The sequence below is a fragment of the Streptococcus sp. VT 162 genome, from assembly GCA_000688775.2.
Classification (GTDB): domain Bacteria; phylum Bacillota; class Bacilli; order Lactobacillales; family Streptococcaceae; genus Streptococcus.
Genome location: CP007628.2, coordinates 1,566,781 through 1,588,575 on the forward strand (window position 1 = coordinate 1,566,781; position 21,795 = coordinate 1,588,575).

Annotated in this window: 23 protein-coding genes and 2 other annotated features; of the genes, 5 read left to right on the top strand and 18 right to left on the bottom strand. The window is 43.4% G+C overall.

The window, feature by feature from the left end; genetic code table 11:
* Positions 1 to 26 precede the first annotated feature (26 nt).
* The 11 genes from V470_07830 to V470_07880 form a co-directional block, all read right to left on the bottom strand.
* Positions 27 to 1,394 (bottom strand): acetyl-CoA carboxylase, encoded by a 1,368-nt coding sequence (locus V470_07830; protein AHZ48323.1) that lies wholly within the window; start codon positions 1,392 to 1,394, stop codon positions 27 to 29.
* A gap of 11 nt (positions 1,395 to 1,405) precedes the next feature.
* A complete protein-coding gene (locus V470_07835) occupies positions 1,406 to 1,828 on the bottom strand; it encodes a hydroxymyristoyl-ACP dehydratase (GenBank protein ID AHZ48324.1) in 423 nt (140 codons plus the stop codon).
* Entirely contained in the window at positions 1,825 to 2,313 is a 489-nt protein-coding gene (locus tag V470_07840) for an acetyl-CoA carboxylase (GenBank protein AHZ48325.1), read from the bottom strand. The genes V470_07835 and V470_07840 overlap by 4 nt, the downstream gene beginning before the upstream one ends.
* Positions 2,314 to 2,315: 2 nt before the next feature.
* Complete coding sequence (locus V470_07845) at positions 2,316 to 3,551, bottom strand: 3-oxoacyl-ACP synthase (protein ID AHZ48326.1); 1,236 nt, start codon at positions 3,549 to 3,551, stop codon at positions 2,316 to 2,318.
* 28 nt (positions 3,552 to 3,579) lie between these two features.
* A complete protein-coding gene (locus tag V470_07850) occupies positions 3,580 to 4,311 on the bottom strand; it encodes a 3-ketoacyl-ACP reductase (GenBank protein ID AHZ48327.1) in 732 nt (243 codons plus the stop codon).
* Positions 4,312 to 4,356: 45 nt separating this feature from the next.
* Positions 4,357 to 5,277 (bottom strand): ACP S-malonyltransferase, encoded by a 921-nt coding sequence (locus tag V470_07855; GenBank protein ID AHZ48328.1) that lies wholly within the window; start codon positions 5,275 to 5,277, stop codon positions 4,357 to 4,359.
* Complete coding sequence (locus tag V470_07860; protein ID AHZ48329.1) at positions 5,270 to 6,244, bottom strand: 2-nitropropane dioxygenase; 975 nt, start codon at positions 6,242 to 6,244, stop codon at positions 5,270 to 5,272. Before V470_07860 ends, V470_07855 begins: the two co-directional genes overlap by 8 nt.
* Before the next feature lie 117 nt (positions 6,245 to 6,361).
* Positions 6,362 to 6,586, bottom strand: coding sequence for an acyl carrier protein (locus tag V470_07865; protein ID AHZ48330.1), 225 nt, complete (start codon positions 6,584 to 6,586; stop codon positions 6,362 to 6,364).
* 57 nt (positions 6,587 to 6,643) lie between these two features.
* Positions 6,644 to 7,618: a 3-oxoacyl-ACP synthase gene (locus tag V470_07870; protein AHZ48331.1), complete on the bottom strand. Its 975-nt coding sequence runs from the start codon at positions 7,616 to 7,618 to the stop codon at positions 6,644 to 6,646.
* The gene (locus V470_07875) at positions 7,618 to 8,052 is read right to left on the bottom strand and encodes a MarR family transcriptional regulator (GenBank protein AHZ48332.1); all 435 of its coding nucleotides are present in this window, start codon (positions 8,050 to 8,052) and stop codon (positions 7,618 to 7,620) included. The genes V470_07870 and V470_07875 overlap by 1 nt, the downstream gene beginning before the upstream one ends.
* Before the next feature lie 90 nt (positions 8,053 to 8,142).
* Entirely contained in the window at positions 8,143 to 8,928 is a 786-nt protein-coding gene (locus tag V470_07880) for an enoyl-CoA hydratase (protein AHZ48333.1), read from the bottom strand.
* Positions 8,929 to 9,210: 282 nt separating this feature from the next.
* Here V470_07880 and V470_07885 point away from each other — a divergent pair, with 282 nt between their 5' ends.
* From V470_07885 to V470_07895, 3 genes are all read left to right on the top strand, one after another.
* Positions 9,211 to 10,575 carry an aspartate kinase gene (locus V470_07885; GenBank protein AHZ48334.1) on the top strand — a complete coding sequence of 455 codons (1,365 nt, stop codon included), beginning with the start codon at positions 9,211 to 9,213 and terminating at the stop codon, positions 10,573 to 10,575.
* 2 nt (positions 10,576 to 10,577) lie between these two features.
* Complete coding sequence (locus V470_07890; protein ID AHZ48335.1) at positions 10,578 to 10,949, top strand: ManO; 372 nt, start codon at positions 10,578 to 10,580, stop codon at positions 10,947 to 10,949.
* Positions 10,950 to 10,963: 14 nt separating this feature from the next.
* Positions 10,964 to 11,126 (top strand) — a sequence feature (T-box leader).
* A 36-nt stretch (positions 11,127 to 11,162) separates the two neighbouring features.
* On the top strand, positions 11,163 to 12,437 hold the full coding sequence (locus tag V470_07895; protein ID AHZ48336.1) for a serine--tRNA ligase: 1,275 nt from the start codon (positions 11,163 to 11,165) through the stop codon (positions 12,435 to 12,437).
* 24 nt (positions 12,438 to 12,461) lie between these two features.
* Here V470_07895 and V470_07900 read toward each other — a convergent pair whose 3' ends face one another.
* The 7 genes from V470_07900 to V470_07930 all read right to left on the bottom strand — a co-directional run bounded on the left by V470_07900 (position 12,462) and on the right by V470_07930 (position 20,180).
* Positions 12,462 to 13,361: a C4-dicarboxylate ABC transporter gene (locus tag V470_07900; protein ID AHZ48337.1), complete on the bottom strand. Its 900-nt coding sequence runs from the start codon at positions 13,359 to 13,361 to the stop codon at positions 12,462 to 12,464.
* Between the two features lie 107 nt (positions 13,362 to 13,468).
* Complete coding sequence (locus V470_07905) at positions 13,469 to 14,533, bottom strand: dehydrogenase (GenBank protein AHZ48338.1); 1,065 nt, start codon at positions 14,531 to 14,533, stop codon at positions 13,469 to 13,471.
* Between the two features lie 14 nt (positions 14,534 to 14,547).
* On the bottom strand, positions 14,548 to 15,096 hold the full coding sequence (locus tag V470_07910) for an alkylhydroperoxidase (GenBank protein ID AHZ48339.1): 549 nt from the start codon (positions 15,094 to 15,096) through the stop codon (positions 14,548 to 14,550).
* Between the two features lie 130 nt (positions 15,097 to 15,226).
* Positions 15,227 to 16,549, bottom strand: a complete 1,323-nt coding sequence (locus tag V470_07915) for a sodium:alanine symporter (protein AHZ48340.1) — start codon at positions 16,547 to 16,549, stop codon at positions 15,227 to 15,229.
* Positions 16,550 to 16,638: 89 nt separating this feature from the next.
* Positions 16,639 to 16,727 (bottom strand) — a binding site (glycine riboswitch).
* Positions 16,728 to 16,895: 168 nt separating this feature from the next.
* On the bottom strand, positions 16,896 to 19,232 hold the full coding sequence (locus V470_07920; GenBank protein AHZ48341.1) for a DNA mismatch repair protein MutS: 2,337 nt from the start codon (positions 19,230 to 19,232) through the stop codon (positions 16,896 to 16,898).
* A gap of 100 nt (positions 19,233 to 19,332) precedes the next feature.
* Entirely contained in the window at positions 19,333 to 19,881 is a 549-nt protein-coding gene (locus V470_07925) for a colicin V production protein (protein ID AHZ48342.1), read from the bottom strand.
* Entirely contained in the window at positions 19,878 to 20,180 is a 303-nt protein-coding gene (locus tag V470_07930; protein ID AHZ48343.1) for a seryl-tRNA synthetase, read from the bottom strand. Before V470_07930 ends, V470_07925 begins: the two co-directional genes overlap by 4 nt.
* An 86-nt stretch (positions 20,181 to 20,266) precedes the next feature.
* On the opposite strand from V470_07930, the gene V470_07935 reads away from it, so the two are divergent.
* Complete coding sequence (locus V470_07935; protein ID AHZ48344.1) at positions 20,267 to 21,148, top strand: ribonuclease HIII; 882 nt, start codon at positions 20,267 to 20,269, stop codon at positions 21,146 to 21,148.
* A 3-nt stretch (positions 21,149 to 21,151) separates the two neighbouring features.
* Complete coding sequence (locus tag V470_07940) at positions 21,152 to 21,766, top strand: signal peptidase (GenBank protein ID AHZ48345.1); 615 nt, start codon at positions 21,152 to 21,154, stop codon at positions 21,764 to 21,766.
* Positions 21,767 to 21,795: the final 29 nt, after the last annotated feature.

The following is a 21,795-nucleotide window of genomic DNA, read 5'->3' on the forward strand; positions in this document are numbered from 1 at the left end:
TTTTAGTTCTCATACTGTTTGAAAGTCTATTCTTTTTCTTGGTATTTTGGCAAGAAAGTTTCCATCAAGAAGGAAGTATCGTAGTCACCAGCGATAACTCGGCGGTCTGAAATCAGATCCAACTGGAAGTCTGCATTGGTTTGCACTCCTTCAATATCAAGTTCATAAAGTGCCCGTTGCATCTTCATAAGAGCATCAAAACGATTCTCCCCATGAACAATGATTTTGGCAATCATACTATCATAGTAAGGGGGAATGGTATAGCCTGGATAAACTGCTGAGTCCACGCGCAAGCCAACTCCACCACTTGGTAGATAGAGATTGGTAATTTTCCCTGGGCTTGGAGCAAAGTTAAATGCTGGATTTTCTGCATTGATCCGGCACTCGATAGCATGGCCTCGTAGGACGATATCTTCTTGTTTGAAAGGTAAAGGTTGCCCGGCAGCAATGCGGATCTGTTCTTTCACGATATCAACACCTGAAACAAACTCTGTGACTGGGTGTTCAACTTGCACACGAGTATTCATTTCCATGAAGTAGAAATTGCCACTGGCTTCATCGAGAAGAAATTCAATCGTCCCTGCATTTTCATAGCCTACAGACTCTGCTGCACGAACGGCTGCAGCACCAATTTCATTACGAAGGGTTTTACCAATCGCAATAGATGGGCTTTCTTCTAAGACCTTTTGGTTATTCCGTTGGAGTGAACAGTCCCGTTCACCAAGATGGACAACATGACCCTCTTGATCTGCAAGAATCTGAACTTCGATATGGCGAGCTGGATAGATCACACGCTCAAGATACATAGCGCCATTTCCAAAATTGGCCTTGGCTTCACTGGATGCTGTTTCAAAGGCTGCGACCAAGTCTTCTGCCTTTTCAACCTTACGAATCCCTTTTCCACCACCACCTGCCGATGCCTTAAGCATGACTGGATAGCCAATTTTTTCTGCAACTGCAAGCGCCTCTTCAGCCGTGTGAACTTCACCATCAGATCCTGGGATAACTGGAACCCCAGCCTTGATCATTTGCTCACGCGCATTGATCTTATCTCCCATGGTATCCATTACAGCCCCAGAAGGGCCGATAAACTTAATCCCCACTTCATCACACATCGTGGCAAACTTGGAGTTTTCGCTAAGAAAACCAAAGCCTGGGTGGATGGCTTCTGCTTCTGTCAAGACTGCAGCAGACAAAATTGCATTGATATTGAGATAAGATTCTGTCGCCTTACCAGGTCCGATACAGATAGCTTCATCCGCTAGGAGTGTGTGAAGGGCTTCCTTATCAGCAGTTGAATAAACTGCCACGGTCGCAATGCCCAATTCACGCGCAGCTCGAATAATGCGAACCGCAATCTCACCACGGTTGGCAATCAAAATTTTACGAAACATGGAGATCCTCCTTAGTTTCCAATTGCAAAGGTAAGAGTACCACTCGCTGCAAGCTTACCATCTACTTCAGCCTTTGCTTCAACCACAGCAATCGTACCACGACGTTTAACAAAAGTAGCCGTCATGACTAATTGGTCACCTGGTACAACTTGCTTCTTGAACTTAACCTTATCCATGCCAGCATAGAAGACCAGTTTCCCTTTATTTTCAGGTTTGGACAATTCCAAGACACCAGCAGTCTGAGCCAAGGCCTCCATGATAAGAACACCTGGCATGACTGGGTATTGAGGAAAATGACCATTGAAGAAAGGTTCGTTGATGGTCACATTTTTAATGGCAACAATGGTATCTTCGCTCACTTCCAAGACACGATCCACTAGGAGCATGGGGTAGCGATGGGGTAGAGCTTCTTTGATTCCTTGAATATCGATCATTTGATGCGTACCAATCCTTTACCGAACTCAACCATTTCTTCATTTGAAACGAGAATTTCTGTCACCACACCATCCTTAGGTGCAGGAATCTCATTCATGACTTTCATGGCTTCGATGATCACCAAAGTCTGACCTTTTTTAACACTGTCTCCAACTGTGACAAAGGCAGGTTTATCTGGTCCAGCGGCCAAGTAAGCCACCCCTACAAGTGGGCTCTCAACGACATCACCCTCTGGAGTAACCGTCGTTTCAGCTGGTGCTGGTGCTTCTTCCACTGCACTCTCAACTGGAGTTGAAGGGGTAGAAACTACTGGACTTGCAGCTACTGCAGCTGGCGCTGGAACAACTTGAGCTGGTACTTCAGAAGCCATTCTTGCTTCATTCTTACTGAACTGCAATTCGTCCGTTCCATTTTTATAAGAAAATTCTCTCAAACTTGATTGGTCAAATTGAGCCATCAAGTCCTTGATCTCATTTAAATTCATAATTATTTATTCTCCCAACGTTTGAAAGCAAGAACCGCATTGTGTCCACCAAAACCAAAAGTATTTGAAATAGCATAAGGGATTTCTTGCTCCAAGCCTTGTCCATAAACGACATTCGCTTCGATATAGTCTGATAACTCACTTGTTCCAGCTGTCATTGGTACATAGTTATGACGCATGGCTTCGATGGTAGCGATGGCTTCCACTGCTCCTGCAGCACCAAGCAAGTGTCCTGTGAAGGACTTAGTTGAAGATACAGGTACTTCTTTACCAAGAACAGCTACGATAGCACCACTTTCTCCTTTTTCATTAGCAGGAGTTGAAGTTCCGTGGGCATTGACGTAAGCCACTTGCTCTGGAGAAATTTCTGCTTCTTCCAAAGCCAACTTCATGGCCTTAATCGCACCTTGACCCTCTGGATGAGGTGAAGTCATATGGTAAGCATCACAGGTATTACCGTAGCCAACTACTTCAGCCAAGATAGTTGCGCCACGTTTTTCAGCATGTTCAAGACTTTCAAGAACCAACATACCTGAACCTTCTCCCATCACAAAACCATTACGGTCTTTGTCAAATGGGATAGAAGCACGAGTTGGATCCTCTGTAGTTGATAGGGCAGTCAACGCTTGGAAACCAGCGATGGCAAAAGGAGTGATAGATGATTCTGATCCACCAACTAACATGACATCTTGGAAACCAAACTTGATTGAACGGAAGGCATCTCCGATGGCATCATTTGATGAGGCGCAGGCTGTATTGATTGATTTACAGATACCGTTTGCTCCGAAGCGCATGGCAACATTTCCTGAAGCCATATTTGGCAAGGCTTTTGGAAGTGTCATTGGTTTAACGCGTTTTGGACCTTTTTCATGAAGACGGATAACCTGATCTTCGATTTCCTTGATACCACCGATACCAGAAGCCACGATGACACCAAAGCGATCTTTATCGATTGCTTCTACATCAAGATTTGCATTTGTCACCGCTTCTTGAGCCGCATACAAGGCATACAAAGAATAGTTGTCAAAACGGTTAGTATCTTTTTTGACAAAGTATTTATCAAATGGGAAATCTTGAACTTCTGCCGCATTGTGCACAGCAAATTCGCTGTGGTCAAACTTAGTGATTTCTCCAATTCCAATCTTCCCAGTTTGCAAACTGTTCCAAAATTCTTCTGGAGTATTTCCGATAGGAGAGGTCAATCCGTAACCTGTTACTACAACTCGATTTAGTTTCATCTGTCTTACCTATATCTTTCCTTATTTTTTACATGCTAAGTCCGCCATCAACAGCGAGAACTTGTCCAGTCAAATAATCTTGTCCAGCCAGGAACACTGTAGCATCTGCGATATGTTCTGCTTGACCGAAATGTTTCATTGGGATTTGGGCCAATGTCGCTTCCTTGACCTTATCAGATAAAACAGCAGTCATATCTGACTCAATCATCCCTGGTGCAAGAGCATTTACGCGTACGTTGCGATTGGCAACTTCACGTGCAACTGACTTGGTAAAACCAATCAAACCTGCTTTAGAAGCTGCATAGTTGGCTTGTCCGATATTTCCCATCAAACCGACCACACTAGACATGTTGATGATCGCACCTTCACGTGCCTTGATCATCTGTTTCAAGACTGCTTGCGTCATGTTGAAAGCACCTGTCAAGTTGATCTTAATCACTTTTTCAAAGTCTTCTTCGGTCATCTTGAGCATAAGCGTATCCTGAGTAATCCCAGCATTGTTGACCAAGACATCGACAGAACCGAGTTCTGCAATCGCTTGATCTATCATACGCTTGGCATCTGCAAAGTCTGAAACATCACCTGATATCGGTACTACTTTGACGCCGTAGTTTGAAAACTCAGCCAGCAATTCTTCTGAGATTGCTCCTCGACTATTCAAGACTACATTAGCGCCTAGTTGGGCAAATTTGTGAGCAATGGCAAGTCCGATACCACGACTTGAACCTGTTACAAAGACATTTTTGTTTGTAAGTTGCATTCTATTTCTCCTATTTCCTGTTGTATTTTGTGGGAGAAGGGATCATTAGTTTCCTAACAAAGCATCCAAGCTTGCTTGGTCTTCAACGTTAGCTAGCTGAGCTGTTTTATCGATTTTTTTGACAAAGCCTGATAGGACCTTACCAGGACCAATTTCAATAAAGTTGGTTACCCCAGCATCCTGCATCACAGCAATACTTTCATAAAAACGAACAGGTTCTTTGACCTGACGCGTCAAAAGCTCTTGGATTCGATCTTTTTCCATAACAGCAGCTTCCGTATTGCCGACTAGTGGGCAAGTAAAATCAGAGAAACTCACTCCCTCAAGAGCTCCAGCTAGTTGCTGACTGGCTGGCTCAAGAAGGGCTGTATGGAAAGGACCAGATACATTTAAAGGAATCAATCGTTTAGCTCCTGCTTCCTGCAAGAGTTCAACTGCGCGGTCAACCGCAGCCACCTCGCCACCGATAACGATTTGGCTTGGGGTGTTGTAGTTAGCTGGAGTCACTACTCCAACTTTAGAGGCTGTTTCACAAGCTTCCTCAATCACTTCAACTGGAGTATTGAGAACCGCAACCATCTTCCCAGAGCCTGCAGGTGCAGCCTCTTCCATATAAGCACCGCGCTTAGCAACCAAGGCAACTGCATCCTCAAAGTCCAAGGCCCCACTTGCTACAAGAGCAGAATATTCCCCAAGAGACAATCCTGCTACCATATCTGGCTGGTAGCCTTTTTCTTTCAATAGTCGGTAAATAGCAACCGAAGTCGCTAAAATAGCTGGCTGCGTATAACGAGTCTGGTTTAACTTGGTTTCTTCCTTATCAATCAAGTCACGAAGGTCATAACCCAAAACCTGACTGGCTTGGTCAATTGTTTCCTTGACGATAGGATAGCGATCATAGAGATCACGCCCCATTCCTAGATACTGAGCACCTTGACCCGCAAATAGAAAGGCTGTTTTAGTCATTTCTTACAACTCCTGCCCAACGAGAGGCTTCTTCTTGAATTTTTTTGGCTGCGCCATAGTATAAATCTTTTAGGATTTCTTCGACAGTTTCCTCTTTAGAAACCAAACCAGCGATCTGACCTGCCATGACAGATCCACCTTCAACATCTCCATGAACAACGGCTTTAGCAAGAGCACCAGCTCCCATTTGTTCAAAGATTTCTAAATCTGGATTTTCTTGTTTAAAGGCATCTTTTTCAGCCTGCTCAAAGTCACGTGTCAACTGATTTTTAATGGCACGAACAGCATGTCCAAAGTGTTGAGCGGAAATAGTCGTATCGATATCACGCGCTTTTAAGATTTTTTCCTTGTATTTTGGATGGGCGTTAGATTCCTTAGCTACTACGAAACGCGTACCAACTTGAACGGCCTCGGCACCAAGCATAAAGCCTGCAGCGACACCTTCACCGTCCGCAATTCCTCCAGCTGCGATAACTGGAATTGAAACAGCTGCAGCAACTTGGCGAACCAAGGTCATCGTTGTTAATTTACCAATATGTCCACCGGCTTCCATCCCCTCTGCAATAACTGCATCTGCACCAATTTTTTCCATGCGTTTTGCCAAAGCAACACTTGGAACAACAGGAATAACTGTAATTCCTGCATCATGGAAACGAGTCATGTATTTACTTGGATTTCCTGCACCAGTTGTCACCACCTTGACCCCTTCTTCAATCACGAGATCAACGATGTCTTCTACAAAAGGTGACAAGAGCATGATGTTAACACCAAAAGGTTTGTCCGTAAGTGATTTGATTTTATCGATATTAGCCTTTACGACCTCTTTAGGTGCATTCCCACCACCGATGATCCCTAGACCACCAGCTTTTGATACTGCACCAGCCAAGTCACCATCCGCAACCCAGGCCATTCCTCCTTGAAAAATAGGATAATCAATGTTCAATAATTCTGTAATACGTGTTTTCATAGTGCCTCCATCATTCCTTGCTTACGTAATAGTTCGATGAGTTTATCATTTGAGTTTCAAACTATTACCTAAACAAGAGGGAGTGGGTTTCCCCTACTCCTTCTAGTAATATGTTAATTATTTTGTTTGCTCTTCAACGTAGGCAACCAAGTCACCAACTGTTTTCAAGTTATCTTCTGCTTCGATTTGGATATCGAAAGCATCTTCGATTTCAGAGATTACTTGGAACAAGTCCAATGAATCTGCATCCAAATCATCAAAAGTAGATTCAAGTGTTACTTCTGATGCGTCTTTCCCAAGTTCTTCAACGATAATTTCTTGTACTTTTTCAAATACTGCCATGATAGGACTCCTTTAAAATATAAAAAATTTATAACTATGTGTTTACCACATGATTACCTAGATTGTAAGAATGAGTGTGCCCCATGTCAAACCTCCACCGAAGCCTGATAGGAGAATCGTCTGGCTACCATCTAAACGAATCATGCCATTCTCCACACACTCTGAGAGCAAAATCGGGATACTTGCTGCACTGGTATTTCCATACTCCATCATATTGGCAGGAAGCTTGTCTCGGTCTACGCCGATCTTCTTAGCCATCTTATCCAAAATGCGGATATTTGCCTGATGAAGCAAGAGATAATCCAATTCCGATGCTGCGATTGGACCATTTTCTATGGTTTCTTTGATTGATCTAGCAACATCACGATTTGCAAAATCAAAAACTGCTCGTCCATCCATCTTCAAAAAAGCAGGAACTGCTTCTTGATCTGAGAAAGGAGAAGCCAAAGCCGTTTGACCATAGGTCAAACACTCGCTCCGAGAGCCATCTGTATAGAGACTTTCCACAAGGAAGTGACGTATTTCGCTCGCTTCCAAGAGAACCCCTCCAGCACCATCCCCAAAGAGAACAGCTGTCGAACGATCTGACCAATCAACTGCCTTGGATAAGGTCTCAGCCCCGATAACAATCCCTTTTTTGAACTGTCCAGAACTTAAAAACTTTTCTGCAGTTGAGAGAGCGAATACAAAGCCACTGCAAGCTGCTGTCAAATCAAAGGCGAAAGCTCTATGCGCTCCGATATTTGCCTGAACTCGAGCTGCTGTGGAAGGCATCATCGAATCTGGGGTAATCGTCGCTACAATGATAAAATCAATCTGATCTGCTGTTAAGCTCCCTTTAGCCAACAGGCTCTTAGCTACTTCTGTCGCCAAATCACTTGTAGACTCTGTTTTTGAGATATGTCTCTGTTTAATTCCTGTCCGACTTGAAATCCACTCATCGCTTGTGTCCATGATTTGGGCTAAGTCATGATTAGTGACCACTTGCTCTGGAACATAATGAGCAACCTGGCTTATTTTTGCAAAAGCCATTATTTCAAATCCTCCAAAAATTGATAAAGGTTCGTTAAACCTCTGCCCATGACCTCTTTTTCCTCAGGGCTCATGCCATCGATGATTTTTTCGACCATAGCCTTGTGGAACCGTTTATGAAGGCGGTGAACCAAACGACCTTGCTTTGTCAAATGCAGATAGACCACTCGACGGTCTTGGTCAGAACGAATACGCTCAATATAACCTTTTCTCTCCAGGTTATTCAAACTCGTCGTCACTGTCCCAAGAGTTACCATCAGTTCTTTTGAAACCTTACTTGGCGTTGCCTCCGGGAACTTCCCAATCACATCGATCGTGTGCATTTCTTTGATGGAGATGTCTTTGAATCGACTACCTCGTAAGCTAACCTCCTCAATCACAAGGACGTTATTAAAAATAGATGTTAGATAATCATTTACTTGTTGGTAGTCCAAATCGTTTCCCTCCCCCTCAAAAAGCTTTTACAATCAAAACATTTGATAAAAGAAGTATAACAAACTTCAAAAAATTGTGCAAGTATTTTTTTACATTCCTGTAAATTTCGGTCTTCTTCTTTCAGAATGTGCTCGAACCCCTTCTTTAAAATCTTCAGTTAGAGATAACGATTCTTGTAGTTTCAATTCTAATTCAGCATAATTCTGCCAATCCTTAAATTGACTTTCCCAAACTAACTTTTTAATCGCTGCGTATGAGTTTGCTGAACCTCTTCTTAATTTTTTCAGAACTTGTTCTCTTGTTTTTTCTAATTTGTCAACTTCACAAACACGGTATACCACGCCCCATTCTAGCGCTTTTTCAGCAGTCAAAGCTTCACCTGTCATAGCAAGTTGTGCAGCCCGTGTTACCCCGATACTACGACTCAAGAGATGAATCCCACCAGCGTCTGGCGCCAATCCAACTCCAACAAAGGCTTGAATGAATTTTGCCTTGTCAGTCGCTAAACAGAAATCAACTGCTACTGCCATATTTGCTGCAGCACCAGCGACCGCTCCATCTACCTCCATCAAAACAGGTTTTGGAATTTGCTTGATTTTAAAAGAAATTGTATTGACTAATTCTGCAATCTTATTCAAAGATGGGATATCATCTTCGTCCACTGCGCGTTTCATCTCAACCAAGTCTCCTCCAACTGAAAAGACCTTCCCATTCGCATTAATCAAGATGAACTGCACAGCTTGATCCTGCTCTGCTAGGGTCAAAGCTTCTAAAATTTCCTCACACATTGGGATATGAAAACCATTTGCCACTTCGGGACGATTCAAAGTAATGATAGCCAGATCATCTACGATCTGATATAAGATATGATTCATAGCTTCTCCTTTTCTTTTATAAGGCAATGAAATTGTTTTATCATCAAAGTATACCTTTTTTTGGATAAAGAGGCAAGGAAAAACTAAAGGAAAGTGTCTCAGCTGATTATTTACCCATCATTTATGAGTGTGAGTAAAATTTGACACTCTTACTTTTAAATCGTTATCGCTTTTCAGAATAAGTTAGTGTTTTCTTCTATTATAATAGGAAGTTATTTTCGTCATTGAAAAATGCCCCTCTTTCTGCTATAATCGTATAAAATACTTACTTGAGGAGTCCTTATGAAGGTTGTAAAATTTGGTGGAAGCTCGCTTGCCTCTGCTGGTCAGTTAGAAAAAGTTTTAAACATCGTTAAAAGCGATAAAGAGCGCCGTTTTGTGGTTGTTTCTGCACCCGGTAAACGCAATGCTGAAGATACCAAGGTAACTGATGCCTTGATCAAATACTATCGCGACTATGTGGCTGGAAATGACATCAGCACTAGCCAAAATTGGATCATTGACCGTTATGCCGCTATGGTTAGTGAACTAGGGTTAAAACCTGCTGTTTTAGAAAAAATCTCTAAAAGTATTCGGGCCTTGACAACTCTTCCTATAGAGGACAATGAATTTCTCTATGATACCTTCCTAGCGGCTGGAGAAAATAACAATGCCAAATTGATTGCAGCCTACTTTAACCAAAACGGCATCGATGCACGCTATGTTCACCCAAGAGAAGCTGGAATTGTTGTCACAAGTGAACCAGGAAACGCACGCATCATTCCATCTAGTTATGACAAGATTGAAGGCTTGGCTGATAGCAACGAAGTTCTTGTCATCCCTGGTTTCTTTGGTGTGACTAAGGAAAATCAAATCTGTACTTTTTCACGTGGTGGTTCAGATATCACAGGTTCTATCATTGCAGCAGGTGTTAAGGCTGATCTCTATGAAAACTTTACGGACGTAGATGGTATCTTTGCTGCCCATCCTGGTATTATCCACCAACCTCACTCCATTCCTGAATTAACCTACCGTGAAATGCGTGAGTTGGCTTACGCTGGATTTTCTGTCCTTCATGATGAAGCCCTTCTACCCGCTTACCGCGGAAAAATTCCTCTTGTTATCAAGAATACCAACAACCCTGACCACCCAGGTACGCGTATTGTTTTAGAACACAGTAGTGATAAATTCCCAGTAGTAGGGATTGCAGGTGACTCAGGATTCGTCAGCATCAACATGTCAAAATACCTCATGAACCGCGAAGTCGGGTTTGGTCGCAAGGTTCTGCAAATCCTTGAGGACCTCAATATCGGTTGGGAACACATGCCTACAGGTATCGACGATCTTTCAATCATCCTCCGCTCCCGTGAATTGACTCCTATCAAAGAAGAAGAAATTCTACGTCAACTCGTTCAAAAAGCTGAAGTAGACCATGCTGAAATCGAACATGACCTTTCCATCATTATGATTGTTGGAGAAAAGATGAAGAGCCATATCGGGGTAACTGCTACTGCAACACGTGCTTTGTCTGAGAATAAAATCAACATCCAGATGATGTCCCAAGGTTCAAGTGAAGTTTCCATCATGTTTGTTGTCAATAAAGAGCAAGAAAAAGCAGCTATCAAGGCTCTCTATCATGCCTTTTTCGGTGAAAGTAAGGAAGACTAATCATGGCCCAATCACTCAATCAAGTCATTGACCTCCAAACTACTGGGACATCTTACCTCTCTATCTCTGGAAAAGTTGGAAAATTTCTAGTTGGTGATCAAGCCTTAGAGTTTTATCCTGATGTCAATGTCGAACAATATATCCAAATCCCTTGGTCCAGCATTCAACAAATCGGAGCCAACGTAAGTGGTCGCAAGATCAGCCGTCACTTTGAAGTCTTCACCGATCAAGGAAAATTCCTTTTCGCTTCAAAAGACTCTGGAGCTATCCTAAAAATCGCTCGGGAAAAATTAGGAAACGACAAGGTTGTGAAACTTCCGACTCTACTCCAGACCATTGGACAAAAACTTAAAAATCTATTTGCAAAAAAGTAGAAACTTTAGTATAATCATAGCAACGGATAAGTAGGTTATCCTCTTCTTTCAGAAAGTCTGCGGGTGCTGTGAGCAGATAGGAGGGATAGGTGAAATTCTACCGTTATTCACAATCAAATACACAATCAAGTGCACACCTGTGAAGTTGGATGGAACCGTGGCCCTGCCACTCCAACGCTTTGTCAGGTGTGCTTTTTTCATAAAGGAGTTCTTATGTTAGATATTAAACGTATTCGCACAGATTTTGATGCTGTCGCTGAAAAATTAGCTACACGTGGTGTAGATGCTGCTATCTTAAATGAGATGAAAGAAATCGATGCTAAACGTCGTGACATCTTGGTCAAGGTTGAAACTCTAAAAGCAGAACGTAACACAGTTTCTGCTGAGATTGCCCAAGCCAAGCGAAACAAGGAAAATGCCGATGACAAGATTGCTGCTATGCAAACCCTATCTGCTGAAGTCAAAGCCTTGGATGCTGAATTGGCGGACATCGATGCTAAATTGACAGAATTTACCACTACTCTTCCAAACATCCCTGCCGACAGCGTTCCTGTTGGGGCTGATGAAGATGACAATGTGGAAGTTCGCCGTTGGGGGACTCCGCGCGAGTTTGAATTCGAACCAAAAGCTCACTGGGATCTTGGTGAAGACTTGGGTATCCTTGACTGGGAACGCGGTGGTAAAGTAACAGGCGCTCGCTTCCTCTTCTATAAAGGACTTGGGGCTCGTTTGGAACGTGCTATCTACAACTTCATGTTGGATGAGCATGGTAAAGAAGGCTATACGGAAGTCATCACGCCTTACATGGTTAACCATGACTCTATGTTTGGTACTGGTCAATATCCAAAATTCAAGGAAGATACTTTTGAATTGAAAGACACTAATTATGTCCTCATTCCTACAGCTGAAGTTCCTCTTACAAACTACTACCGTGATGAAATCCTTGACGGTAAAGACCTACCAATCTACTTTACCGCTATGAGTCCATCATTCCGTTCTGAGGCTGGTTCTGCAGGTCGTGATACACGTGGTTTGATTCGTTTGCACCAATTCCACAAGGTTGAAATGGTCAAATTTGCCAAACCAGAAGAATCTTATGAAGAATTGGAAAAAATGACAGCTAACGCTGAAAATATCCTTCAAAAGCTCAACCTTCCATACCGTGTCGTTGCCCTCTCTACTGGAGATATGGGCTTCTCAGCAGCCAAGACTTACGACTTGGAAGTTTGGATTCCAGCCCAAAATACCTATCGTGAAATCTCAAGCTGTTCAAATACAGAAGATTTCCAAGCCCGTCGTGCCCAAATCCGTTACCGTGATGAAGCCGATGGCAAGGTGAAACTCCTTCACACTTTGAACGGTTCTGGACTTGCAGTTGGACGTACGGTGGCTGCCATTCTTGAAAACTACCAAAATGAAGATGGTTCTGTAACTATTCCAGAAGCTCTTCGTCCATACATGGGTGGCGCTGAAGTTATCAAACCATAAAAAATAAGGCCTAGCTATTTCTAGCTAGACCTTTTTTCGTAACCAAATCAGATAAGCACCCAATACAAAGAATAAAATAGTGAGGCATATAACAGTTTCAGCAAACACCAGACAATCCAGAAATGGAAGTTTCAAGATCCCCTGAGCCATCTTGAGCGAAGTAGCTGTGATAATGGTTGGAAAGGTGAGGGCTGAGAAAGCTGGTTGAAATCCTTGTTTTAAAATATTGGGCAGGCGAGTCAAAACAAAGAAAAAGAAGGACTGAGATGCCAAAATCATGACAATCAAGAGCCAAGTCGGTAGGCCTGCTCCTCCAACTCGAACTAGAGAAGCCAAGAGTAGGGAAAAGGGAGCACAGTAGATTCCTTCCTGTCCAAGCAAGGCCACTGGGAGTGGATCTTTCTTTAAATCACTATAAATAAGGGGATAGAGATAGAAGGTCAAGACAAAACCAAAACTCAAGGTTGCATAGGCAATTTCAATGATACCGACAAGAGGATAGGTCAGGGCTGCTACTGCTATCCCTACATAGAGTACCGTCCAGCTAGGAGTCGCATTAACCCTCCGACCTGGACAGGCAAATTTGATGGTGAAAGTCGCAATCAAAGCCAAATCCAAGAGAAAGGAAAACCACCAGATCCCTTGTGCTAGCAAAGAAAGAGCAGGGAATACGCGAAAGACATAGGTCGATAAAATCATCCCAGCCATAGGAAAAGTGGCCATCCCAGACAAAAGAGGGGGCTTGGTCAATTCTTGCTTGGTTTCTTCCCAATTAAAAAGATGAAGAATCAGAAAGAAAAGCCACAAAACTAAACCAATCAGACTCAATAAATGCGACAGAACAGGCCAAGTATCTGCAATCAGATTTCCTGCACCTGCTAAGCCTAGTAAACAGCCAGAAAATACCAAGGGGAGTTTTTTCATCCGAGCCTCCAATAATCATGTTATTATTAGTATAGCATAAAAGCACTTAAATGAGGACTTAAAAAACGAAGTTGGAAATTCAAACTTCGTTTTTATTCTACTATTTTTTAACTCGTTGCTAAGATATGGCGCAACTGAACAGCGCTTGGAGAGACAATCGGAAGAAAGGCTCCTTCATTCCAACGACGGGTAAAACCAGATGTTGATTTGCTAAAGTAGCCTCTACCTCCACCAGCTTGTAACTCTAATAGCAGACTCTGAGCAACCACATCCACAATGTCTATTCTTAACTGAAAGAGTTCACGCGGATTGGTAACGAAATAGGAATGGTCAGACAATCCCTGATAAAGAGCTTGCCGAATAGCATCTAACTGCTCTATCTGGTATTGCCATTCATCTGTTAATACACTTCGTTTCCCCAATTCTTTTTCTACTTCTGATAGGGAGCGTCCAGCTAATCCAAAAGCCAAACCAAATTGGTAACCTAAAAATGTGGGACGATTTTGAGTTAAAAATTCTTTAGCATTCTTGGATAGAATCCACTCTTCTTTTAAAGGAACTCGATTAAAGGTCAAAGCAGCAGTGTTTCCTCCCTGAAGAGAAACGAATTCTAAGTCTTCCGAACGACTAAAATTCTCTGCATCTGATGGCACAGCCACCACATAACTTTTACTTGGATCATCAGCAAATCCTGCTACAAAAATGGTTAAGAATCGATTTCTACGGGCATTGGTTACCCATGGTAGGCGCCCTTTTAGATAAAATTGTCCATTTTCTTCGACGATATAAACATTCAGCTCTTCTAAATCAGATAAATACTTGACAGCATTAGACAGGGCGGTTGCGCCTGCATATTCACCGGACAAGAGTTTTTCCAGATAGTTTTCTTTCAAATAGGAATTCTCTGAATGGAGAATATTGTCAATTAGGGTGCGTTGTCCCCAAGAAATAAAGGAGGCCGTCAAGGAATGTTGAGCGAGCTCTGCTAGGATATCAATGACATCATGATTGCTTCCGCCTGAACCACCGAGAGATTCCGGAACACCTACACGAAAAGCTCCTTCTGCTGCAATCCTTTCAATCAGTTGCTCTCCAGCCTCACAAGACTGTTTATCAATTTCATCAGCATGCTGGTCTAACCAGCTCAAAAACTCTTCGGAAAAAAATCCCATACTCTTCCCTCCTTTTATGCATAAGGCTGCAATTCTGGGTTAATAGGGGTATTGGCTAGGTTGTTAGCATAGTTGCAAAGGCTAGCAAGACTAACACCGAGAACCACATCCAAGGCATTTTGTTGTGTGTAGCCAGCTTCCAAAAATTCAGCCAAGGCTTCATCACCTACACGCCCTTTGGTATTGATGACCGCCAAGGTAAACTTAGCTAGGGTGTCCAATTTAGAATCTGTTTCAATCGGAGTACGGTTGCGGAGGGCTTGAAGAAGATCATCATTCATCTGGATTTGTTTGATTGAAAAGGCTGTGTGACCTGCGACGCAGAAAGCACAACCATTGGTTACGGCAGCTGTGATTTGCACCACTTCACGTTCTACTGGTGTCAAGCTATTGCGGCGGTTGATGGCTCCGACAGTTCGGTAGGCTTCAAGCGCGGTTGGGGCATTGGCCAAGAGACCGATTAGGTTGGGAATATAGCCATTGTTATCTTTTTGTACTGTTTCAAGAACTTCTTTTACTTCTGCTGGTGCTGATTCTACTGTGTGGATGGTAAATGTTGTCATAAGAAACCTCTTTTCATTTTATTGTCATTTAGTCTATCATAGAATTTTCCCCTTGGATAATATATATTTTCAATCGCCTTGATAGGAAATGTCTATGAAATGAAAAAATCACACTAAAAGTGTGATTGGGTTAGTGTTTAAAATACTTTTTAGTCTCAGCAATGACGACTGGCGACAAGACTAAGAGGGCAATCAAGTTTGGTAAAGCCATCAAGGCATTGACGATATCTGCGATAATCCAAACCATATCCAACTCGATAAATCCTCCCAACAAGACCATGACTACAAAGACTACACGATAGAGCCAGATAAAGCGGACACCAAAGAGAAACTCAAAACAGCGTTCTCCGTAGTAGTTCCATCCGAGAATCGTCGTAAAGGCAAAGAGGACGAGGAAGATGGTCAAGAGGGCAGGTCCAAAGTGTGAAAAAACTGTTGAAAAGGCTGACTGAGTCAAGACAACTCCATTCAAATCACCACTCCAAACACCAGTTACCAAGATTGTTAAACCAGTCAACGTACATATAATGAGGGTATCAATAAAGGTTCCTGTCATGGAAATCAAGCCTTGCTCGACCGGTTCATTTGTCTTAGCTGCAGCCGCTGCGATGGGAGCTGAACCAAGACCAGATTCGTTAGAAAAGACTCCTCGCGCCACACCATTTTGGATAGCCATCCGAATGCTGGCACCTGCAAAACCACCTACCGCAGCAACTGGACTAAAGGCTGAAGTAAAGATGAGAGCAAGTGTAGCTGGGACTTTCTCGATATTAAAGAGAATAACTGTAAGAGTTCCTAAAATATAGACAATAGCCATAAAAGGAACCACTGCTGTCGAAACTTTTGATATGGATTTGAGGCCACCAAAGACAGCAATCCCTACAAAAATGGATAAAATCAGAGCCGTGATAGCTGGATTAACTTGGGCTGTATTTTGAATGGATTCTGTAATCGAATTGACTTGGGTAAAGGTACCAATCCCTAGGAGGGCTACCAATACACCCGCTAGGGCAAAGAAGATAGCAAGTGGACGCCACTTTTCTCCCATCCCCAAAAGGATGTAATGCATGGGTCCTCCAGCTACAGCTCCATTTGCATCCTTAGTACGGTATTTGATGGCCAGCAATCCTTCGGCATATTTGGTCGCCATCCCAAAGAAGGCCGCCATCCACATCCAAAAGAGGGCCCCTGGTCCTCCAACCTTAATGGCTGTCGCTACCCCGATGATATTTCCCGTACCAACTGTGGCTGCTAGAGCCGTACAGAGAGCAGCAAAGCTCGACACATCGCCGTGCCCCTTGTCCTTGGTAAAGATCAACTGAAAGGCCTTAGGGAGACGAGTAACCTGCAAAAGGCCCAGTCGGATGGTCAAATAGATACCCGTTCCGACCAATAAGATCAAGAGGGGAGGCCCCCAAGCAAAAGCATCAAGCGCTTTAAGCAATTCTAACATGTCCTTCTCCTATCTTTCAACCCCAAAAGAAAGAGTACATGCAAGATACATGTACTCTGGAATGCTTAGATAAATGCCAAAAAGCGGTCTATCCTAGCTCTGTCCTTTTACCTGAGAGTTTGAGCAGTTACCTGCCTTGCCCCTTCGGTGCCTTTACGGTCTCTCCAGAGTTCCGTCCATTTACAGTCATGGAAAACAAACCTTTCTCCACTTCTATTAAACTTCATTCGGTGTTGGTATTTTATTTTTTATTATTCTACAAGAAAAGTTAGCCCTTGTCAATATATTCTATGAAATTTTTTGACTTTTCACTTCTTTTTTCAGAAAGAGTGAATCCTTCTTCTCTCTATCCTTTAAAGGTTACAATGGTGGCGCCACTGCCTCCAGCATTTTGTGGAGCATAGCCGAAACTCTTGACATGCTTGTTTCTTTGCAGGTATTTGGTGACGCCCTCACGGATGACTCCCGTACCGATACCGTGGATGATGTCGACTTGCGCCATGTTATTGAGCAGGGCTTGGTCGATAAAGGCGTCCAGCTCATTCATGGCCTCTTCGTACCGTTTGCCACGAAGATCCAGTCTGGCTTGTGGGCCACGACCAGATGCACGTTTCACGACATTGACTTGTTTTTTCTTGACTGGGGCTTCTTGCTGGGCCTGAACAAGGTCAAATTCTTTCTCTTCCAAGGTCATCTTGATCAAACCAACTTGGGCTTCCCAACGGCCGTCCTTAAGTTGATTGGTCAAGGTTCCACGTTGTCCATAACTGAGGACCACAATATCATCCCCCACCTTCGGAGCTCGTTTTTTCTTGGCCTTTTGAAGGACCTTGTTTTTAGACAAGTCGACTTTTTCAGGAGCCAGTTTTTTCAGCTCAGCCTTGGCTTCAATGATTTCGTGGGGTTTGAGTTGAGACTTACTGTGAAGATTCTTGAGAATCTGGTCACTCTCATTTAGAGCGAGTTCCACAATTTCAGCAGCTTGTTCACGCGCCTTGTTGAGCTCAGTTTCCTTCTCGCGATTGAGTTCGTTGTAAAGTTTTTTGAGTGCTCGGTTCATCTTGAGGTTTTCTTGCTCCACCTCACGGATATTGTCCAAGCGTTTGCGACTTTCAAGCGTTTGCTCTTCTAATTGCTCAATGATACGGTTGACATCATTATCTTGATTGACCTGCTGGCTGGCATCTCCTACGATGACATCTGACAAGCCCAGACGTTTTGCAATTTCAAAGGCATTGCTTCGACCAGGAACTCCCTGCATAAAGCGATAGGTCGGACGCAGGCTGGCTGTGTCAAACTCCATGCTGGCATTTTGCACAAAGGCTGTCTCAATACCATAAGCCTTGAGTTCTGGATAGTGGGTCGTCGCCATAGTCTTGACCTGACGCAGACGAAGATCCTCCAGAATAGCCATAGCAAGCGCTGCTCCTTCCTGCGGATCGGTACCTGCCCCGAGCTCATCTAGCAATAAGAGCGAGTGCTGATTGACCTTGCCAAGAATATCTACGATATTGGTCATGTGGCTCGAGAAGGTAGACAAGCTTTGCTCGATAGACTGCTCATCCCCAATATCTGCGAAGATTTCTTCGAAAATACCAACACGGCTCCCCTTATCAGCTAAAATGGGCAAGCCTGACTGGGCCATGAGTTGAGTCAAACCCAAGGTTTTGAGCATGATGGTCTTCCCACCTGTATTGGGACCTGTAATGACAATGGCCGTTAATTCCTTACCAAAGTGTACATCGTTTGCCACTGCATTTTTGACCAAAGGATGGCGAACATGAAGGAGTTGAATCTCTTGGTTCTCTGAAAGTTGAGGAACGACTGCTTGTCTTTCTTGAATAAAGCGAACCTTAGCACGAATCAGGTCTAGATGGCCGATAATCCATGCGTCATTAGCAATCTCTGCCGCATGAGGGCGGACGCGTTCCGAGAGCTCCTGTAGGATGCGAATCATCTCATAGCGTTCGTCAGCTCGCAGACTAGCGATTTCTTCGCTCAGCTTGACCACCTCACGTGGCTCGATATAAACCGTATTACCACTAGCAGAGATGTCATGGACAACACCTGCAATCTTATTGCGATAGGTGTTCTTGACTGGTAAGACTTGACGGCCATTTCTGCTAGCGATTATGCCTTCCGTCAACATCTGCGCTTTTTGCTTGAGCAAGTCTTGCAAGACATCTCGAACTTGACTCTCGCTATCATGGATTTTCCGACGGATACGTGCTAGCTCTTCGCTGGCAAAATTATCGATAAATCCTGCATCATTTAGGGCTTGGAGACTCCCTTGCAAGTGTGGGAACTCATGTAGTTTTTCAAACCATCTCGCCAGCTGCTCCAAGCGTACGTTTTCGAGATTGGTATAAAATCCTTGCAACTCTCTGCTAGCCAGCAAGACCCGTTTGAGGAGCAAGAACTCCTCGATATTGAGGTCCGCCCCCATCTCCAGACGCTTGCAAACAGCTGATATCTCACGCGTCGCTAGGATGGTAAAGTGAGGTTGCTCCACAAATAGGGCTTGCATTTCCTCCATCTCTGTAAAGGCTTGTTTGATCTTATCCGCCTTGGCAGTTGGAGCCAAGCCTTTTAGCTCCTCTAGTCCTTGTTCAGTCAGGAGATGAGGTTCAAACAAAGCTTTGATTTTATTGAATTCTAAAGTTTCTAGTATTTTTGTATTCATATTTTTTCCTTGTGTACTGGTTTACAAGATTATAGCAACTAGAGGTTTTGACCTAGTCCTCCAATCTGTAAACAAAGGGCTAGGAAAAATCCCGCCCTTTTTATCCGATTAAATTTGTCACCCAGAGTTGTTTGATAAGGTTTGTCGTAAAAGGGACACTTTGGATGATGTGTTTGGCTACTGTACTTTTTTCGAGTGAATTTTGAATGACTGCCAGAGGCACTGTTGCAAGGATGGTCAGAGCCATTTGCAAGACAAATAAGGTTACCAATAGAGACAAAACGCCTGATCCGATACGCAACCATTTGACATCAAGCTTTTTAGTTGGAATCAAGTGCAGGAACAAACCGATAAAACGTCCGATACTATAACAAATTCCGAAAACTAAAAGGTAGGCTAGGCCTGCATAAAAGACCTTGTCTAGGTGAAACAGCTGGTCTGAAGGGAAGAAAAAGGTGCCCTGTCCTTCTTGAGGATTGGCATAAGGGACAAGTAAGTGGAAGTGATCTCCCAATGATTTATAAAACTGTCCCGCAACAAAGGCTGAAATCACTGCAACGAGGAAATAATAAACTTGCAGGACCAAACCTCTACGGTAGCCGATGTAAAAGCCCCAAGCCAGAACCAATAAGAGTAGGATTGAAATCATAGGGAATCCTCAATCTTGCTCTGTTCTTGTTTGACAGCAATCAACTTGTGGCGGAGTTCTAACAACTCTTGCTCCTTGTCATCAAATTCAATCTCACGGTTGAGCTGTGTAGACAGACAATTGACCGCCAAAAGAAGCGCAATGGTTTCATCATCCGCCCCAGGCATTTGTTCTTTAATTGCTTGGTATTTTTCAGTCGCAACCTTGGCAATTTCCTCCATAAAGAGGTTGTCATGCTCGGTTGTCAAGGTTAATGTCTTTTTCCCGAATGTAAACTTATATCGATTTAGATTTGCCATAAAATTCACCTCACGATATTATACCAAATTTCGCTAACTTTGTCAGTTTTTACCAATTCTCCTGCTTTTGTGGTACAATAGAGACTATGGTAAGTATCACACTCACACCAAGTGAACAGGAAATTCAGAGCTTTTTAAGTCAGTATCAGAAGGCTCTCAGTCCTAGTAAAAATCCTTATATTCGCTATTTTTTGCGCCTGCCTCAGGCAACGGTTTCCATCTATACTTCTGGAAAAGTCCTCCTGCAGGGCGAAGCTGCTGAACAGTACGCTAGTTTCTTTGGCTATCAAGTTGTAGAGGAAACCAGTGGACAAGATTTTCCTATGATTGGGACTGATGAGGTGGGAAATGGTTCCTACTTTGGTGGGCTGGCTGTCGTGGCCTCCTTCGTGACACCTGACCAGCACGACTTCTTGCGAGAACTTGGTGTGGGGGATTCAAAAACCCTGACAGACCAAAAGATTCGTCAGATTGCCCCTATCCTCAAGGAAAAGATTTCGCACCAAGCGCTCCTCCTTTCACCGAGCAAGTACAACGAAGTTATCGGAGAGCGTTACAATGCTGTTTCTGTAAAAGTTGCTCTTCACAACCAGGCTATCTTTCTCCTCCTCCAAAAAGGAGTCCAGCCAGAAAAAATCGTGATTGACGCTTTTACAAGCCCTAAAAACTATGACAAGTACTTGGCGCAAGAAGCCAACCATTTCCCAAACAAGATTACTTTGGAAGAAAAAGCCGAGGGAAAATACCTGGCTGTTGCCGTTAGCTCCATCATCGCGCGGGAGCTCTTCCTCGAAAACTTGGAAAATCTTGGACGAGAACTGGGCTATCATCTGCCAAGTGGCGCTGGAACTGCATCTGATAAGGTAGCTAGCAAAATCCTGCAAGCCTATGGCATGAAAGGACTTCATTTCTGTGCCAAACTACATTTTAAAAACACTGAAAAAGCCAAAGCACTTCTAGAAAGGTGAGTTATGAATTTGTTTAAAACATTTCTAAAAGAATGGGGAGTTTTCTTCCTGATTATCGCACTGGTAGGTCTTAGCCGTATCTTTCTATGGAGCAATGTCCGTGTGGAAGGACACTCTATGGACCCTACCCTAGCTGACGGAGAAGTTCTCTTCGTTGTTAAACACCTCCCAATTGACCGCTTCGACATCGTGGTTGCGCATGAGGAAGACGGAAATAAAGACATTGTCAAAAGGGTTATCGGTATGCCTGGAGATACCATCCGCTATGAAAATGACAAGCTCTTTATCAACGGTGAAGAAACGAATGAACCTTACCTAGCTGAATATCTCAACTTGTTCAAAACAGAAAAGTTGCAAAACACCTATACTGGAAAAGGATTTGAAGGCAATAAGGGAGTTTACTTTAGAGAACTTGCTCAAAAAGCACAAGCCTTTACGGTCGATGTCAATTCCAACACTAGCTTCAGCTTTACTGTCCCTCAAGGCGAGTACCTTCTTCTTGGTGACGATCGTCTAGTCTCTAGCGACAGCCGCCATGTTGGTACCTTCAAGGCTAGCGAAATCAAAGGCGAAGCAAAATTCCGTTTCTGGCCACTTAACCGTATCGGAACTTTTTAAGATAAGGAAGAGGCCGAGAATGCTAAGTC

Bases quoted from the DNA above. Each gene is read 5' to 3' on its own strand.
- V470_07890 (AHZ48335.1), top strand. From the start codon at position 10,578: ATGGCCCAATCACTCAATCAAGTCATTGACCTCCAAACTACTGGGACA.
- V470_07865 (AHZ48330.1), bottom strand. From the start codon at position 6,586: ATGGCAGTATTTGAAAAAGTACAAGAAATTATCGTTGAAGAACTTGGG.
- V470_07900 (AHZ48337.1), bottom strand. From the start codon at position 13,361: ATGAAAAAACTCCCCTTGGTATTTTCTGGCTGTTTACTAGGCTTAGCA.
- V470_07870 (AHZ48331.1), bottom strand. From the start codon at position 7,618: ATGGCTTTTGCAAAAATAAGCCAGGTTGCTCATTATGTTCCAGAGCAA.
- V470_07885 (AHZ48334.1), top strand. From the start codon at position 9,211: ATGAAGGTTGTAAAATTTGGTGGAAGCTCGCTTGCCTCTGCTGGTCAG.
- V470_07835 (AHZ48324.1), bottom strand. From the start codon at position 1,828: ATGATCGATATTCAAGGAATCAAAGAAGCTCTACCCCATCGCTACCCC.
- V470_07850 (AHZ48327.1), bottom strand. From the start codon at position 4,311: ATGCAACTTACAAACAAAAATGTCTTTGTAACAGGTTCAAGTCGTGGT.
- V470_07925 (AHZ48342.1), bottom strand. From the start codon at position 19,881: ATGATTTCAATCCTACTCTTATTGGTTCTGGCTTGGGGCTTTTACATC.
- V470_07855 (AHZ48328.1), bottom strand. From the start codon at position 5,277: ATGACTAAAACAGCCTTTCTATTTGCGGGTCAAGGTGCTCAGTATCTA.
- V470_07880 (AHZ48333.1), bottom strand. From the start codon at position 8,928: ATGAATCATATCTTATATCAGATCGTAGATGATCTGGCTATCATTACT.
- V470_07840 (AHZ48325.1), bottom strand. From the start codon at position 2,313: ATGAATTTAAATGAGATCAAGGACTTGATGGCTCAATTTGACCAATCA.
- V470_07905 (AHZ48338.1), bottom strand. From the start codon at position 14,533: ATGGGATTTTTTTCCGAAGAGTTTTTGAGCTGGTTAGACCAGCATGCT.
- V470_07845 (AHZ48326.1), bottom strand. From the start codon at position 3,551: ATGAAACTAAATCGAGTTGTAGTAACAGGTTACGGATTGACCTCTCCT.
- V470_07930 (AHZ48343.1), bottom strand. From the start codon at position 20,180: ATGGCAAATCTAAATCGATATAAGTTTACATTCGGGAAAAAGACATTA.
- V470_07860 (AHZ48329.1), bottom strand. From the start codon at position 6,244: ATGAAAACACGTATTACAGAATTATTGAACATTGATTATCCTATTTTT.
- V470_07940 (AHZ48345.1), top strand. From the start codon at position 21,152: ATGAATTTGTTTAAAACATTTCTAAAAGAATGGGGAGTTTTCTTCCTG.
- V470_07830 (AHZ48323.1), bottom strand. From the start codon at position 1,394: ATGTTTCGTAAAATTTTGATTGCCAACCGTGGTGAGATTGCGGTTCGC.
- V470_07935 (AHZ48344.1), top strand. From the start codon at position 20,267: ATGGTAAGTATCACACTCACACCAAGTGAACAGGAAATTCAGAGCTTT.
- V470_07895 (AHZ48336.1), top strand. From the start codon at position 11,163: ATGTTAGATATTAAACGTATTCGCACAGATTTTGATGCTGTCGCTGAA.
- V470_07920 (AHZ48341.1), bottom strand. From the start codon at position 19,232: ATGAATACAAAAATACTAGAAACTTTAGAATTCAATAAAATCAAAGCT.
- V470_07915 (AHZ48340.1), bottom strand. From the start codon at position 16,549: ATGTTAGAATTGCTTAAAGCGCTTGATGCTTTTGCTTGGGGGCCTCCC.
- V470_07910 (AHZ48339.1), bottom strand. From the start codon at position 15,096: ATGACAACATTTACCATCCACACAGTAGAATCAGCACCAGCAGAAGTA.